Here is a 15,971-nt window from a genome sequence, read left to right on the forward strand (position 1 = left end):
GTTTTATTGAGTTTAGATTTATGACTAAATATACTGGGGGCACCATCAGACGGAGGACAAAAATGAACAATAAAAACAAACATATAGTTTTAATTCATGGTCTATATATGCCTTCGTTGATCATGCAATATCTGGATAGAAATTTCAAAAAACGCGGCTTTACAACGCACAAGTTTGCTTACAACTCTCTGCGTTTCCCTTCGGCCGCTAAACGCCTCAATTGCTTTATTAATGCACGTTTTGATGAATACGATGAAGTCTACTTCTTTGGTCACTCACTGGGTGGTTTGCTCATTCGTCACTACTTTAAGTTTTACCAACCCGACTTTGCAGACACCTGCATTATTACCGCTGGCACGCCGCACAATGGCGCGACTATCGCTAAAACACTGTCGAATCACGGTCTTGGCTTTATATTTGGTTCGAGCAAAATGATCTTAAGTGATGGCTTGGGTGACTACGATATTGATGTGCCAATTGGCGTGATTACGGGCACTTACGACGCTGGTGTCGGGCGTATTGTTCTGGGAAGAAACCCAGGGGATGGCACGGTCACACTCGAAGACGCCAACCTGCAAGGCGCGACAGATACCTGCGCCCTCAAGCTCAATCACACCGCACTTGTATACTCTAAGGAAGTGGTCGCACTCTCAACTCAGTTCATCGAACACAGGGCATTCAAGAGCGCTTCATAGCTTTTTTCAGTAGCTGTTTTTCGTTAACTTTTGTACGTTAGCTCCTGTATCTAGATCTGGCTCTCTTATTGCTGTCTTCTTACTTCTGGCAAACCGATACAAAGATAGGCCAATACAAAAATACCACTCTGCGATGAGAGTGGTATTCATAGATTCATGACTGAAGTCAGTCGCTTGTTATACTTTCTATACTTGCTACAGGAGATTAACTCGCGTTGGCAAGAACACCTCACCCAACATGCATCGCACCGAACCACCACCTATATCTTCTATCGTTTTCACGTTAAACGGTAGCAGCTTACCGTGTGTTGAAAGCTGAGCTAATTGCGCTGGAGAGAATGCATCGTAAGCCGATTGAGACATCGCGATTACCTTATCGCCATTAACGGTTTCCAGTTGTAGGATATTGCCACAGAATCGGTTCATCTGATCGATTGAGATCGAGATAACCTGCTTATCTTTCGCAAGAGACTTCACCACAAAGCGGCGCTCAAATTCTGGAATCACTTCATCACAGATCACGCAGAAGTTATCACCAATCGCCATCATCACATTGGTGTGGTAAATCGGCTGACCAGACGGTAATGCTGTTTGGAACGAAACGACGCGTGAATAACCAATACGCTTCGCATAGTCTTCTAACACTTCACGATCACAACGCTGAGAAAGCGCCGCATAAATCGTCTTATTAATATGATCGATAACCATCACGCCCGTGCTCTCTAGATAAGAACCTTGAGCAACGTACGACTCCATAGACTCACTATGGTTAACAATACGACCAGACGCCTCTAGTGCTTCAATTAGAGCATGTGGCTTAACTTCATGTTGACGGTTTTCACAGGCCATAGGGAAAGTGAATAAACTGCCATCACCACAAGTACTGAACCAGTTGTTTGGGAATACGGCATCGGGCGTTTCTACGCCTAATTCTGGATAATCAAACTCTACAACTTGCACACCTTCTTTACGTAACGAAGCGACCATAGTCTTAAACTCGACCATCGTTTCTAACTTAACCTCAGCTTCAGTCAGATTGACTCTGTTTTGAAACTCGTTATCACGTGCAGTTTCTTCGTTAAATTTAAATTCTTTTGGCGGCACCATAACAACGCAATTGGCGTTTTGAACATTAGTAATGTGAAGTGATTTTTTGTGTAGGTTTAACATCTCAACCGTCCCTATCTTTTATTTACCTCAGAATTGTAAACAAGTTGTTACGACAATATTCACTGAAAATAATAATGATTTGAATATTTATCCCAAACAATTACTGCAAAACTCAGTTTATTCGGTAATTTTTACTGCAAGATAACAGCACATCAGAAAGAACCAACGGTTTGCATATCAGTTTAAGAATTTGCTGAATAAATATCCGAAACTCATTCTCTAGCTTGCCGCGAGTTTAGGTTACAATTTAATCCATTTAACGTTAGGATTATCATCGTTGCATAACCATCAATTACGTTTGAAATAAGCTTAACTTTTCCTGTCTACTTCAATCTAAAATAAGCGTCATGAAAGACACTCTTTAGACCTTTCCTTCGTCGCTTAAACAAAGCATTTAACGCTAGAACCAAGTGATTAAAGCTAAGTGCTTAAATCAAGTACTTAGATAAGAGCTAGAAAAAATCCATCGAATGACTTGATGCTTATAAGAACGCATTGGCACTTATATAATTTCAAACTAAGACTGAAAAATTCAAATCAAGACTATAAAAACAAAGCTGCACATCAAGAGGCTCTAGCTCAAAGATGCAGTAGCTTATAAAGGGAAAACTATGTACAAGAAATTTGAAGGCTTTACTGAAGCCTTTCCAAAAGGAGAGCCGATACAACCTCCTACTGGAATACTGGCATTCTGCCGCCATTACACACGAGGTTTTGAAAAGCCGTTGATCTTGCTCGGCTTGATGAGCATGACCATCGCGATCATCGAAGTCGCGCTGTTCGGTTACATGGGACAACTGGTTGACTGGCTATCAACAAGCAACCCAGACACCTTCTTAGCAGACAACCAATCCACTCTGATGGGGCTTGGTATCCTGTTACTGGTCGTGATGCCAATCCTGATCAGTGTTTATTCGCTATTGCTTCACCAAACTTTGCTGGGCAACTATCCAATGTCGATTCGTTGGTTAGCGCACCGCTACCTTTTGAAGCAAAGCTTATCGTTTTATCAAGATGACTTTGCTGGGCGTGTTGCTACCAAAGTCATGCAAACATCGCTCGCGGTACGTGAAACCGTGACCAAAATGGTCGATGTATTTGTCTATGTGACGGTTTACTTTACAGCAATGCTGTTCATGCTCGCTGAATCGGATTGGCGCTTAATGGCTCCAATGTTGATTTGGTTGTTTATTTACGTCGGCATTCAACTACACTTCGTGCCAAAGCTGAAAGACGTGTCTTCAGAACAGGCGGATGCACGCTCACTGATGACAGGACGCATTGTTGATAGCTACACCAACATCGCGACGGTCAAACTATTCTCACACAGTAAAAGAGAAACCGAATATGCCGAAGAAGGCATGGAAGGCTTCCTTGATACTGTGCACCGTCAAATGCGCTTGGTTACTGGTTTTAACATCTGCGTTGAATTTGCGAACTACTTGTTGGTATTCAGCATTGCCGGTATCTCTATCTACCTATGGTTAGATAACGCAATCACAGTGGGTGCGATTGCCATTGCAGTCAGCTTGGCTCTGCGTATTAACGGTATGTCGAAGTGGATCATGTGGGAAATTGGCGGCCTATTTGAAAACTTAGGTACTGTAATTGATGGCATTAAAACACTGTCTAAGCCTATCGCTATCGAAGACAAAAAAGATGCGAAGCCTTTAGATGTACCACAAGGCGGCATCAACTTCGATAACGTGAGCTTCAACTACGGTGAGAACAAGGGTGTAATTAACAACCTGAACCTCAACATTAAACCGGGTGAAAAAGTGGGCTTGGTTGGCCGTTCAGGGGCAGGTAAATCGACGTTAGTTAACTTGCTCTTGCGCTTCCACGATGTAGAAAATGGTCGAATTTTGATTGATGGCCAAGAAATCTCATCGGTTACACAGGACTCACTGCGCAGCAATATCGGCATGGTGACTCAAGATACCTCACTGCTGCACCGTTCAATCAAAGACAACATTCTTTACGGTCGTCCTGACGCATCAGATGAAGAAGTGTATGCCGCAACCAAACAGGCACATGCTCATGAGTTTATCGAAACGCTAACCGACCCGTTTGGCAACATTGGTTACGATGCTCAAGTGGGTGAGCGAGGCGTTAAGCTTTCGGGTGGTCAACGTCAACGTGTGGCTATCTCGCGCGTACTTCTGAAGAATGCGCCGCTTTTGGTGCTTGATGAAGCCACATCAGCGCTCGATTCAGAGGTTGAAGCTGCGATTCAAGAGAGTTTGATTGAGTTGATGGAAGGAAAGACAGTGATTGCAATTGCACACCGCCTATCGACCATTGCAGCAATGGACCGTTTGATCGTACTCGACCAAGGTAATATCGTCGAAGAAGGCACGCACCAAGAGCTTATTAGCCAAAACGGTATCTACGCTCAATTGTGGAATCATCAAACCGGTGGCTTCATCGCTGACGACCTTGAACACAAAACGAGTGCTTAATTTATGTGCTATTTTAAAAGTGCGGCGTAATTCACACCAAATTGTTAACTGCTGGTAAATTACACGTAGCAGAATGTTATGTCGTAATTATATAATAGCGATAACAGATCAAGACGCTTCGCTTGCGCGTTCTGGAATAAGGCTAGACTTCGGGGGGAGGCTAGCCTTTTTTATGCCTGTTGATCTTCGCCCCTTTCTCATCTGTTTTCCTCTGTCCCATAAACTTCATCGATCCTTTTGTTTTTTTCTTGGCGTTTTTTTCTTAAAATGCGCGCAGTATTCTTTCTAGAGATCAACCATGAACAAAAGTGTCTTAACTAACGTTATTGCGTTAGCACTGCTTGCTGGCGGCTATGCGACAGCAAACCAATACTTGCTTTATGCAGGCCTATTCGCCTTTTCTGGTGCCATCACCAACTGGCTTGCGATTCACATGTTGTTCGAAAAAGTACCCGGCTTATACGGTTCTGGTGTTATTCCAGCTCGTTTTGAAGAGTTCAAGGCCGCTATTAAGCAACTCATGATGGAACAGTTCTTTACTGAAAGTAACATCGACCGCTTCCTCAGCAGTGAGATGACTGGAAAATCGCTCAATCTAGAGCCCGTAATTAAGAAGATCGACTTTAACCCGGCATTCGATTCACTGGTTCATGTTATCGAGAACTCACAGTTTGGCGGCATGTTAGCGATGGTTGGTGGCACAGAAGCCCTACAGCCGATGAAAGCGCCATTTGTAGAGAAGATGCAAGAGTCTGTGATTGAAATCAGCAAGAGTGATTCGGTAAAAAATGCCATCAAGGATGAACTTGAATCGCCTGCAATGATGGATGAAATCAAAGAGAACATTGAAGCGATCATCGATCAACGTTTGAATGAACTAACACCAAAACTCGTGAAAGAGATGGTTCAGACCATGATCAAGAAGCACCTTGGTTGGCTAGTGGTTTGGGGCGGTGTATTCGGTGGTGTGATTGGCTTAATCTCTGCGGCAATTACGCTGTAAGCCGGAAAAGTTTATCGGATTGCTCTTTATCTGACATTCAACAAAAAATGGAAGCTTATTGGCTTCCATTTTTTATATCTAAATAACCTTGGTAAAACGAAAGCAGGCCGCTATTTTAGGGTTGCTAAAAGCTCAGGGTTCACACCAAAGCCCTTTTTGTGCTCTTCGATCACCACTTCGCTGCGAGTCTGGATCACGCCCGGCAGTGTACCCAGCTTGGTTGCCATAAACGCTTGGTATGCCTTCATGTCTTTCACTCGAACCTTAATCATGGTGTCAAAGTCACCCGAGAGGGAATAACACTCCTCCACTTCAGGCATCAACTCAACCGCCTGTGCAAACTTATCAAAGATAGAGAAGCTGGTTTGATCGAGTCGAATATGAATAAAGACTTGAACATCGAGCCCCAACTTCTCTGAACACAACTCAGCATGATAACCCGTGATATAGCCATCTTTTTCCAATCGTTTGAGCCTATCGGAACATGGGGAAGTGGTTAAGTTGACTTGTTTTGCCAACTCCACAACCGGCAAACGCCCTTTCATATGCAGAATTCTTAGTATCTCTTTATCGATACGATCGAGTTGATGCTGAGACATAACATTCCTTAAACATTCTAAATTCGGCTCAGTATATTCCATAGTGATCAAAATGGAGCAAAACCCCGCTCACACATTTAAAAAACTAAATACACCCTCAGCATTCATGGAGAATATAAATCAATACAAACTGATAACAACCCTTATAAATCATCTTCTGGTCATTAACAAATTATTATAAAAATGACCTCAATAACAAATAAGTTGAGCCAGAAACGAAAGAAAGGATATAGGCCAAAGTGAATAATATAATTATCAAAGAGAAAGGATAACTCTATTATGAAAACGCAGGAACTGGCATATAAGCCTTATGGCATTGGCTCATGGACACACGTAACCGTATCAAAAGACGTCGCTCAAGCACTCGCAAGTGAGTACTCCAACTATGGATGGGACGTGAAAATTGATGGCAACTCCATTGAAGCAGAGCTAGCGTTACAAGCCGCTTAGAAACGAAAAAACCTCCAAGGCGGAGGTTTTTTTGATCTAAATGAGTAAGTACTTACTATTGGCTAAGCTAAGCCAACTTGTGGAACGATACTTCCAGATTCGCAACGGCAATTACACGTTCGGCAAAAATGTTGTGTTTCCATATCGTAGTACTGATTGCCACTAAAAAGCTTAGATGTCCATTGCAACATGCGGCCAGAAGTCGTCTCAGGCTCTGATTCACAACGTTTCATTATAGACTTATGTAGTGTTGTTTTTTTACATCCTTTGCAATAGAGATCAGGCATACCTTTGTCCTATAGGTCTTTAGTGGTTACTGACAATTGACACATCATGTCCAATTCGGTTCCACAATTCACCGAGCTAATAACAAAAGTGGGCGCTAAGTTCAAAAAATAGCCATTTTTCTCTTCCATTTTTTGACATCAAACGTCATCAATCTCACACGATTTTTCTTTATTTCCCTCCATCAATCGGTTTCGATTTACATTGTAAAACCCCTTAAGGACAGTACCTAGCCCGAATCTGCTGTCAAATTCACACATAAAAAAGCAGCACTTCCATCTTCCTTCCATTGACTGCGTCACCATAAGTCACTGTAATGTATCCAAACGAAAACTGAAATATCACAGACCTAGAAGTATGATTTAAGCATTGCGAGTTCACGACTTTAGTAAGGTTGCTAACGATACACTTCAATAAGCCGTGATTAGAATATGCGACTCTCTGATGTTTTTACTTCTCAACTTCTTCTGGATCATAAAGAGGCAGCCAATGCTCACTGTTACTCAACTAGCCAAAGCCTATAACATCTCACGCACCACCATTCTTTATTACGAACGTGCGGGGCTGTTACTACCTAACTGTCGTTCAGACAATGGCTACCGTTGGTATGGTGAAAAGGAACAGACTCGTTTAGAAAGCATTATCTCTTACCGCTCCTTTGGATTATCCATCCAAGAAATTACCGCGCTACTTGATCGCAAAGACGACGTGAAACAAGAGCAAACCTTAGTGAACCAGTTCAATGCTCTAGACAAAGAGATTCAGAATCTTCGCCAACAGCAAAAGGCGATTGTCATGTTATTAGAACAACCTGAATTGCTTGAGCAGAAATCGCTGACTAAGGATCGCTGGGTTAAAGTAATGGAGAATGCTGGATTCAGCGAAGAGGACATGAAGAACTGGCACAAACAGTTTGAGAAGATGGAACCGAGTGCTCACCAAGAGTTCTTGGAGTCATTGAATATCGATCAAAAAGAAGTCGAAAGCATTAGGGACTGGTCAAAAAAATAGAGCCACCGAAGTGACTCTATTATTTGTTGCAATTGTTTTTGCTAATTCATCTGTATTTTTACAATGTAAATTAGTCTAGCTCAACTAGGTTCTTCTCGAACTCAGCATGTTGCTTCTTAACTTCATCTTCAGGCTCGCCAGTAATCAAGCTAACCACAACGATAGAGATAGTCGATAGGATGATTCCCGGTACGATTTCGTAAACATCGAACCAACCGCCCGTGAACTGTTTCCAAAGTACAATCGTAACACCACCAACCACGATACCCGCTAGAGCGCCGTTACGGTTCATACGAGACCAGTACAGGCTCAATACGATAGCTGGACCAAACGCAGCACCAAAACCAGCCCATGCGTAAGATACAAGGCCTAGTACTGAACTGTCTGGCGTCATCGCTAGAACAAGTGCAATTAGAGAGATTAAGATAACCGCGAAACGGCCTACACGAACAATCTCTTCTGACGTTGCGTCTTTCTTCAGAACTTGCTTGTACAAGTCTTCTGCCATTGCAGATGAAGAAACAAGAAGTTGTGAATCCGCAGTACTCATGATTGCCGCTAGGATTGCAGCAAGTAGGATACCTGCGATTACTGGGTGGAACATCGCGTTAACAAGAAGCATGAAGATCTTCTCGCCATCGTCTAGCTTAGGTGCGCCAGAGTTAGTCACGTAAATTAGACCAACAAGACCCACTAGCATTGCACCAACCATAGACAGTGCAGTCCAGATAACCGCAATGCGGCGTGCTGTCACAAGATCTTTGTTTGAACGAGTTGCTTTGAAACGAGCCAAGATGTGTGGTTGACCGAAGTAACCCAAACCCCATGCCGCTAGCGAGATGATCGCAATAGCAGAAAGCGGCTCACCCTTAGCATCATTCCATAGCGTAAGTAGCTCTGGGTTGATGTTGTGTAGGTCGCTAGACAGCTGACCTAGGCCACCGTTCATTGCTGCGATTGGTACAATCAATAGCGCAGCAGACATTAGCAAGCCTTGAACTAAGTCAGTCCAAGATACCGCTAGGAAACCACCAAATAGGGTGTACGAAACCACACATACCGTACCGATAATTACCGCAGTTGTGTAATCTAGGCCGAATACCGTTTCAAACAATTTACCACCTGCTACCAAGCCTGAACTTGTGTAGAAAAGGAAGAATAAAAGGATAAAGAAAGCAGAAATTGTTTGGATCAGCTTAGAATTATCATTGAAACGACGAGATAGGAACTCAGGCAGCGTCAGTGATTCAGTCGTAATGCTGTAAGTACGTAGACGTTTTGCACTGATTAACCAGTTTGCCCAAGTACCAACAAGTAGACCACCAGCAAGCCAAAATGCTTCAAAGCCAGCAGCGTAAGCGTAACCAGGCAGGCCAAGTAGCAACCAACCACTCATGTCTGATGCACCAGCAGAAAGTGCAGCAGGCCATGGGCCTAACGAACGACCACCTAGGAAGTAGTCAGTTGAGTTAGATGTACGTTTGTAAGCAATAACACCGATCGCTAGCATCATAATTAGATACGCAATGAACGTCGTCGTTATTGCAAAACTGTTTTCTATCATTTGATAGTCCTCATTTTGTAGAAAGCCTTCCATGCCTAATTCAATGCAAGGCACTCACCGTAAAGGCAAGCAAGTGCATTGAGTTAGGTATTCAGGCTCCAAAGCACTATCAGTTAAATCCAAAGATGGTGAAAACCAAAGTTGGAAAGAACCAAAAGTGCTTAGAGCCAATTTTACTGAAGGTTAGTGAGCTTCGCTTCCAAGTTCGAGCAAGGTCGCGTTACCGCCCACGGCTGTTATATTTATAGTTCGCGTACGCTCGGTAATGAAGCGCAGCGATAGGTGTGGATCATTGGCAACATTCATTGTCGCCAGATCCGTTTCAGCTACTAAACCGACGATTGCACCGTCACGCTTAGCAAGCTGTAAATTGATAGCTTGTGCCGTTTGCGAGTTACCTACGTAACCCACGCTACGTACATCGCAAGACAACAACTGTTGAGCAGCGTCATACGAGGCAACTTGCACCAAGTTAGTTGGCAAGTTCGCCGACTTAGCTGCATCTGCAACTAAAGTATTGAACTGCACATCATCACTGCACAATTGGACGCTGTTACCTGCCAATAGCGCAGTAGTAATCAAAGCCATTGCAGTTTGCAGCGCTGGCACTTTCTCTTCGCAATCATCAACAATCACCAAAGCCACACCGCGACCAGCGGCATACAACTCATTGGTTTCGCCCGTAGGACCTGCCATTAGGTGATGTTCAGAAAGCAGCGCAGACGCTTGCTCTAGATGATAAGTAACCACCGTCGCCAAAGGCGTAGATTGACTTTCGATCTCTGATTTCAGCGCAAGTACCTGAGCACTCTTGTAATCAAAATCGGTAAGATTCCATTGTTCCCACGCTAGCAAAGCATCAGAAAAACCTGTCACTTGATGAACCATGATAATGCTCCTTATGCCTTGTCTTGTGATTGAGAGAAATGAACATCAGTAAAGCGGTATAGGTAGTGAGGACCACCCGCTTTAGGGCCAGTACCTGACAAGCCTTGACCACCAAATGGTTGAACACCAACAACGGCGCCCACTTGGTCACGGTTGATGTAGCAGTTACCCACACGAACGTGTTTTTCGATCCAACGGTAAGTTGTCTCGTTACGGCTGTGGATACCCATGGTTAAGCCAAAGCCCGTTTGGTTGATTTGGTCTACCACTTGCGCTAGCTCACTCGCTTTGAAGCGAACAATGTGTAGCACTGGGCCAAACTGTTCTTCTTTCAAGCAGCTGATGTCATCAATTTCAAAAGCACTTGGTGGAACAAAATCACCATGTTCACAATCACTACCTAGAGAAAGTTGAGCCACCTTCTTCTGGGTATTAGTCATGTTTTCTAAGTGCGCCATTAGCTTCTGTTTCGCGTTTTGGTCGATAACAGGGCCAACATCGGTTTTATGAAGGTGTGGAATGCCAACACTCAGCTCGTCCATTGCACCGTGAATCAATCCAACCACGCGGTCTGCAATGTCTTCTTGGATGTAAAGCACACGTAGTGCAGAACAACGCTGACCTGCTGAAGCGAATGCTGAACGAATCACATCACGAACTACCTGTTCAGGCAGTGCAGTACTGTCGACGATCATCGCGTTTTGGCCGCCTGTTTCCGCAATAAACGGAACTGGCTTAGCGTTACGAGTAGCTAATGACACATTAATACGCTGTGCCGTTGGCGTAGAACCAGTAAAGGCAACGCCCGCAATCGCATCATGGCTTGTTAGTGCACTGCCGATCTCAGCACCGCGACCCGGAAGTAACTGAATGGTGCCAGCAGGGAAGCCCGCTTCATTCATCAGTTCAACCGCGCGAGCTGCAATCAAGCTTGTTTGCTCGGCAGGCTTCGCTACAACCGTGTTACCCGCAACCAAAGCTGCAGTAATTTGGCCAAGGAAGATCGCTAGAGGGAAGTTCCAAGGGCTGATACAAACGAACACACCACGACCTTGTCGAGAAGCGATTCGTGTTTGGCCATCAAAACCTTTTAGTTCGAAACCTTGTAGGTTGTCCGCTTGTTTTGCGTAGTAACGGCAGAAGTCGACCGCTTCACGTACTTCATCAACACTGTCGTGAATTGTCTTACCCGCTTCTTGATGACAAATCGCCACCAGCTCAGCGAGGTTGTCTTCCATCAGGTCAGCCAACTTATCAAGTGCCGCTGCTTTGGTTTCAACCGAAGTTGCGTTCCAATCAGCGAATGCTGCGTCTGCGCCAGTGATCGCTGCGGAAACATGATCAAGGTTAGCGAAAGCCACCTGACCCACATGAATACGGCGATCATAAGGTGCAGTCACTTGCTCAACGTTCTGATCAACCTTGATCATGCTTTCGGCAAGAGATTCACCGTTGATCACAGGGCCCGCTGTCCATTGATTGTTTAAGAAGCCTTTTACTTGCTCTTCAAACTGATGCGCTTCGCTTTCAATATCAATGTTCACACCGTAAGAGTTCTTACGCTCAGGGAATACCGCTGGAGGCAGAGGAATCTTAGTGTTGTGCAATGTATCGAATGCCAGAAGCATATCGACAGGATGTTGAGTCAGCTCAGCCACAGGGCAACGCGCATCAACTAGACGGTGAACAAACGAGCTGTTTGCGCCGTTTTCTAGCAAGCGACGTACTAGGTATGGCAGTAGATCTTTATGGCTGCCAACCGGTGCATAGATACGTACCGACTGTTGGTAAGCTTCCATTGCATGGTTGTACAGAGAATCACCCATGCCGTGTAAGCGTTGGAATTCAAAGTCTTTATGGTCGGTCATAACGGCAATAGCAGAAACCGTATGAGCATTGTGGCTCGCAAACTGCGGGAAGATATTGCCACGAACGCTTGGGCTCAATAGGTAACGCGCACATGCAAGGTAAGCTACGTCTGTCGCTTCTTTACGTGTGTAAACTGGGTAATCAGTAAAGCCAGCTTGTTGCGACCATTTGATTTCGCTGTCCCAGTAAGCGCCTTTAACTAAGCGAAGCGGGATCAAATCACCCTGCTCTTTCGCTAGGCGGTTTAGCCATACTAGAACCGGAAGTGCACGCTTTGAGTAAGCTTGAATAACCAGACCAAATTTACCCCAACCTTTTACAAGGTCAGTGCGGTACAGTTTTTCGAATAATTTAAGAGAAAGCTCTAAGCGATCCGCTTCTTCCGCATCAATCGTAATGGCAACATCGAGCTCTACTGCTCGGCGCAATAACTGCTCTAGCGTGTCGCAAAGTTCAGTCAGTACGCGGTCTTCGTTCGCCACTTCATAACGTGGGTGAAGCGCAGAAAGCTTGATAGATACCGATGGCGCAGGGCTCGATTTTGAAGAGACATACGTGTCTCGACCTACGGCTTCAATCGCCATTAGGTAATCTTTGAAGTATTTGTTTGCGTCAGCTGTGGTCAGTGCCGCTTCACCTAGCATATCGTATGAGTAGGTAAAACCTTTGTCACGCATAGACTTACCGTTCTTTTGCGCTTCAGCAATGCTGCGACCAAGAACGAATTGGTGACCCATCACCTTCATCGCTTGGTGCATCGCTTTACGAATCACCGGCTCAGAAAGCTTGTTCACTAAACGGTTAACCGCTTGACCTGCACTCTGCTCTTTAGATGAAAGCCCAACCACTTTGCCTGTTAGCATTAGGCCCCAAGTTGATGCGTTAACAAAAACCGAGTCAGAATTCTTCAGGTGAGATTTCCAATCCGCAACGCTAAGTTTGTCGCGAATCAGTGCATCAGCGGTTGCCGAATCAGGAATACGCATCAAGGCTTCCGCCAGACACATTAGCAAGATGCCTTCTTGAGTATCTAAACTGTATTCAAGCAACAAGGCGTCGATCATCTGAATAGATGTTTTATCCGCACGGATAGACTCAATCAACGACGTCGTTTTGTCTGTAATTTGCTGCTTTTCAGACTCAGAAGGGGTAGCTAGCGGCAGAAGTTGCTCTAGCCATTGGGTTTCATCCACCATATATAATGGTGAGATAAGCGTCCAAAGATCAGCAAGCGACTGCTCGTTGAATTCTGGCTTTAACACATCAGTAGCTGTAAACATGCGTTTTCCTTAATCTCACACCCGAAAAGAGTTCGGGATCTCTACAATGGCTGCAGTGTATTTAGAGTATATAAGGATTACTTGTCAAAAACTCCGAGTTTTTTGCTAAAAACTCGCTTTATTAACAAAACAAACACAAGGTCACATATGAAACTTTAAAATAATATGCCGTTTTGTTTCACTATTTAACAGAAATTTTCTTTTTGTATTGGGATGGTGACATGCCTTGAAGGCGTGAAAAGGTGTGAGTAAAGGAAGATTGACCGGAGAAACCAGCCAGTTCAGCGACCTGACCAAGGCTTAGATTACCTTGTTCAATTAAACGGCGAGAACGGTCGATGCGCTTGCCAAGAACGTACTGGTGAGGGGTAATGCCCATTTGCTCTTTGAATAACATATGGAACTGGCTTTCACCCAAGAACACACTACCCGCAAGCTGCGCGACGGAGATCTTGTTTGCTAAATGCTGTTCTATGTAGCGATCCAACGCTTCAAGATCAAAGCGTGAATCTTTGATTGAGGTTTCAAATGCCGAGATGTGCCTTTGCATCAATGCAATCACCGTATCATTGCACGCACGGCTTAATAACAGATCATCAGGACTGGCCTGCATCTCTTGCACCAACATATGGATAAGCTTTTGAATTTGCGCATCTAATTGGAAGTAGACGTTCGATGATTCTAACTGGTTAATCTTCTCTAGCATCAGAGGGTCATCATCGGTTGGCATAGGCATGTTGAGCACGAGAATATCCGACTGACCAACCACTCCGCCGAAAGCATGATCAGAGCGAGCCGTGACTACGCAGCCTTGCCCTGGACCGACAAGATTACCTTTACCGCTCACTTCAAATTCCGCCTGACCTTTTAGCCCAATAACCACCTGCGAATAGTGATGCTCGTGGCAATCCATATGCGATGGCAAAGTAATGATCTCTGCAGGACGAGGGCCAGTAAGGCCTAGCGGGGACAGGTCTAGGTTTGGAAAAGGTAACGGTTTTGGCATAACAGCAAAATATTCAGGTCGACATAGTAAGAATAATACTCTGAAATCTGCATAAGATGAATTTGTAAATGATCATGAGAGTCATTTCCTCACCTTTAGCAAAAGATCATTATCGCGATCGTCTTGATCATGCCTCCGGAAAGATGATCAAGAGTGTATAAACTACGGCCATTGTAAAACCAATCGTTCCGGTGAGTTTAGGGGCTTCACAAGCACTCATACAAGCAAGCAAGCACACCCGCACGAAAAACCATGTCATCAATAAATACTTCAGCGCCCTAACATAATGAATAAATTTTCTTATATAGCTCAAATAATTGGCGATAAACCTGTAAAAAGTGTATCCGAAGTACCGAAACTTGGCTTTTGAGTAGATTGGATAGCAATAAAACGGTATAAAGACGGGTACTGTGTTAATTGCTAATAACTAGTGACTCACAACTAGGAAGTAGACACTTTATTAACGAGCCAATTTCAATCTACAAGTTGCAGGGACCTATGACTAACTTTCGAATTTCAGCGCTTTTACTTGCGCTATCCCCACTTTGGGTATCTGCATCGGTATCAGCTGAAGAACTGAATCAAGTCGATCCCGTTTCAGCTATCGATGCAAAGCTAACAGAGAAAAACTCAGATATTGAGCGTATTTCAGCAACCAAAGTATCGGCGACTGAAAACCTAAAACAACTACAAAACAAAAATAGTAAGTTGTTGCGCGAAGGTGAAGAACTTAAGGCAAAACGTAACCGAGCTAAGTCTGTACTCGACAAACAGTACAGTCGCTTACTTGAAGATCCAGAAACTGATTTGGTCTCTTTCCAGAAAAGCTACCAAGATGCTTGGGCGGCCGTTAAAGAGAATCAATCGTCTCAGTTAGATAACCAACAAGCGATGAACGAGGGGGAAATTCACCTTTCTCAAATCAAGCAAAAGCAAGCGCGTCTTAATAATGAGCTAGCTAACTTGAGAGAGTCAAAAGTTGAAGCTCGTGTTAAACGTATTGCAACAGAACTTCGTGAAAGTGCCGTTCTTGAAACCAGCTACACCACCACATGTGCGTCAACAATGACACTCGGTGAATGTACATCTCAAGGTAAACACCTAACGAACCAAAAAGCCGTTCAAACGTTCAAGACCCAATTACTTGAACAGCTCACAGAAAGCACACTAGCGAAGCAAAACTTGCAAGGTGTTCAACTGAACATCCATGTTCAAGACAGCCAAGCAATCAAGAGTGGTTTCTCTGGCAACAACGCATACTTCATGCAGATACAAGCTCAGCTTCAAGCGAAACCTGAAGCCATTGCCGCTTGTAACTTGTTGAACGTGTCTACTCGCTACTGTCTAACAGGCAGTCAAGCCGCTGTCGTTAAGAAAAATGACAAGCAGTGGGCAAATGTGACCGTTCGTTCTGATCAGTACAATGATTCAGTCACCATTAACGGCATCAAGTATGGCAGCACACCAATTGAGGTTGCACTACCAAGCGGACGTCACCAGGTGACCATTTCAAAGCAGGGTTACGAATCTTACAACCGCTCTGTAACCATCAATGGCAGCGATACCATCTGGGTTAAGCTTCTTCCTAGCAAAGAAAGCTAAGTCGGGTATAGAAATTAAATCCGATATAAACCGTTAAGCCCGATTGAAATAGCCGTGCCTGTTTCACAAAGCTGAATGAATACTCGC

The 15,971-nt window shown here is 44.2% G+C and carries 12 protein-coding genes; 6 read left to right on the forward strand and 6 right to left on the reverse strand.

All coding sequences use genetic code 11. The features are described 5' to 3' along the window. The first annotated feature begins 62 nt into the window (after positions 1–62). Positions 63–695, forward strand: a complete 633-nt coding sequence (locus tag QWZ07_RS05325; RefSeq protein WP_017106241.1) for an esterase/lipase family protein — start codon at positions 63–65, stop codon at positions 693–695. Positions 696–890: 195 nt separating this feature from the next. Here the strand turns inward: QWZ07_RS05325 and QWZ07_RS05330 are convergent, their stop codons facing one another. Next, complete coding sequence (locus QWZ07_RS05330) at positions 891–1,865, reverse strand: arginine deiminase-related protein (RefSeq protein ID WP_102544221.1); 975 nt, start codon at positions 1,863–1,865, stop codon at positions 891–893. Positions 1,866–2,476: 611 nt separating this feature from the next. On the opposite strand from QWZ07_RS05330, the gene QWZ07_RS05335 reads away from it, so the two are divergent. Both QWZ07_RS05335 and QWZ07_RS05340 read left to right on the forward strand, forming a co-directional pair. After that, the gene (locus QWZ07_RS05335) at positions 2,477–4,327 is read left to right on the forward strand and encodes an ABC transporter ATP-binding protein (protein WP_102307878.1); all 1,851 of its coding nucleotides are present in this window, start codon (positions 2,477–2,479) and stop codon (positions 4,325–4,327) included. Positions 4,328–4,625: 298 nt separating this feature from the next. Beyond that, complete coding sequence (locus QWZ07_RS05340) at positions 4,626–5,330, forward strand: DUF445 family protein (RefSeq protein ID WP_017100472.1); 705 nt, start codon at positions 4,626–4,628, stop codon at positions 5,328–5,330. Between the two features lie 110 nt (positions 5,331–5,440). Here the strand turns inward: QWZ07_RS05340 and QWZ07_RS05345 are convergent, their stop codons facing one another. Next, positions 5,441–5,929, reverse strand: a complete 489-nt coding sequence (locus tag QWZ07_RS05345; protein ID WP_017106073.1) for an Lrp/AsnC family transcriptional regulator — start codon at positions 5,927–5,929, stop codon at positions 5,441–5,443. A 279-nt stretch (positions 5,930–6,208) separates the two neighbouring features. Here QWZ07_RS05345 and QWZ07_RS05350 point away from each other — a divergent pair, with 279 nt between their 5' ends. Both QWZ07_RS05350 and QWZ07_RS05360 read left to right on the forward strand, forming a co-directional pair. After that, positions 6,209–6,379 carry a hypothetical protein gene (locus QWZ07_RS05350; protein ID WP_017106072.1) on the forward strand — a complete coding sequence of 57 codons (171 nt, stop codon included), beginning with the start codon at positions 6,209–6,211 and terminating at the stop codon, positions 6,377–6,379. Between the two features lie 774 nt (positions 6,380–7,153). Next, positions 7,154–7,675 carry a MerR family transcriptional regulator gene (locus QWZ07_RS05360; RefSeq protein WP_102344425.1) on the forward strand — a complete coding sequence of 174 codons (522 nt, stop codon included), beginning with the start codon at positions 7,154–7,156 and terminating at the stop codon, positions 7,673–7,675. Between the two features lie 70 nt (positions 7,676–7,745). Here QWZ07_RS05360 and putP read toward each other — a convergent pair whose 3' ends face one another. The 4 genes from putP to QWZ07_RS05380 all read right to left on the reverse strand — a co-directional run bounded on the left by putP (position 7,746) and on the right by QWZ07_RS05380 (position 14,282). Beyond that, on the reverse strand, positions 7,746–9,272 hold the full coding sequence (gene putP, locus QWZ07_RS05365; protein ID WP_017111250.1) for a sodium/proline symporter PutP: 1,527 nt from the start codon (positions 9,270–9,272) through the stop codon (positions 7,746–7,748). A 150-nt stretch (positions 9,273–9,422) separates the two neighbouring features. Continuing rightward, entirely contained in the window at positions 9,423–10,127 is a 705-nt protein-coding gene (locus tag QWZ07_RS05370) for a 1-pyrroline-5-carboxylate dehydrogenase (RefSeq protein ID WP_192852337.1), read from the reverse strand. Between the two features lie 11 nt (positions 10,128–10,138). After that, positions 10,139–13,276 carry a bifunctional proline dehydrogenase/L-glutamate gamma-semialdehyde dehydrogenase PutA gene (gene putA / locus QWZ07_RS05375; protein WP_192852338.1) on the reverse strand — a complete coding sequence of 1,046 codons (3,138 nt, stop codon included), beginning with the start codon at positions 13,274–13,276 and terminating at the stop codon, positions 10,139–10,141. Positions 13,277–13,457: 181 nt separating this feature from the next. Continuing rightward, positions 13,458–14,282 carry an AraC family transcriptional regulator gene (locus QWZ07_RS05380; protein WP_017106066.1) on the reverse strand — a complete coding sequence of 275 codons (825 nt, stop codon included), beginning with the start codon at positions 14,280–14,282 and terminating at the stop codon, positions 13,458–13,460. 498 nt (positions 14,283–14,780) lie between these two features. On the opposite strand from QWZ07_RS05380, the gene QWZ07_RS05385 reads away from it, so the two are divergent. Continuing rightward, positions 14,781–15,884: a PEGA domain-containing protein gene (locus QWZ07_RS05385; RefSeq protein ID WP_065105994.1), complete on the forward strand. Its 1,104-nt coding sequence runs from the start codon at positions 14,781–14,783 to the stop codon at positions 15,882–15,884. Positions 15,885–15,971 lie beyond the last annotated feature (87 nt).

Origin of the sequence: Vibrio lentus (assembly GCF_030409755.1) — a bacterium.
GTDB lineage: Bacteria > Pseudomonadota > Gammaproteobacteria > Enterobacterales > Vibrionaceae > Vibrio > Vibrio lentus.

Excerpts from the sequence above, each read along its gene's own strand:
- QWZ07_RS05325 (WP_017106241.1), top strand. The coding sequence starts at position 63 with ATGAACAATAAAAACAAACATATAGTTTTAATTCATGGTCTATATATG.
- QWZ07_RS05330 (WP_102544221.1), bottom strand. The coding sequence starts at position 1,865 with ATGTTAAACCTACACAAAAAATCACTTCACATTACTAATGTTCAAAAC.
- QWZ07_RS05335 (WP_102307878.1), top strand. The coding sequence starts at position 2,477 with ATGTACAAGAAATTTGAAGGCTTTACTGAAGCCTTTCCAAAAGGAGAG.
- QWZ07_RS05340 (WP_017100472.1), top strand. The coding sequence starts at position 4,626 with ATGAACAAAAGTGTCTTAACTAACGTTATTGCGTTAGCACTGCTTGCT.
- QWZ07_RS05345 (WP_017106073.1), bottom strand. The coding sequence starts at position 5,929 with ATGTCTCAGCATCAACTCGATCGTATCGATAAAGAGATACTAAGAATT.
- QWZ07_RS05350 (WP_017106072.1), top strand. The coding sequence starts at position 6,209 with ATGAAAACGCAGGAACTGGCATATAAGCCTTATGGCATTGGCTCATGG.
- QWZ07_RS05360 (WP_102344425.1), top strand. The coding sequence starts at position 7,154 with ATGCTCACTGTTACTCAACTAGCCAAAGCCTATAACATCTCACGCACC.
- putP (WP_017111250.1), bottom strand. The coding sequence starts at position 9,272 with ATGGAAGGCTTTCTACAAAATGAGGACTATCAAATGATAGAAAACAGT.
- QWZ07_RS05370 (WP_192852337.1), bottom strand. The coding sequence starts at position 10,127 with ATGGTTCATCAAGTGACAGGTTTTTCTGATGCTTTGCTAGCGTGGGAA.
- putA (WP_192852338.1), bottom strand. The coding sequence starts at position 13,276 with ATGTTTACAGCTACTGATGTGTTAAAGCCAGAATTCAACGAGCAGTCG.
- QWZ07_RS05380 (WP_017106066.1), bottom strand. The coding sequence starts at position 14,282 with ATGCCAAAACCGTTACCTTTTCCAAACCTAGACCTGTCCCCGCTAGGC.
- QWZ07_RS05385 (WP_065105994.1), top strand. The coding sequence starts at position 14,781 with ATGACTAACTTTCGAATTTCAGCGCTTTTACTTGCGCTATCCCCACTT.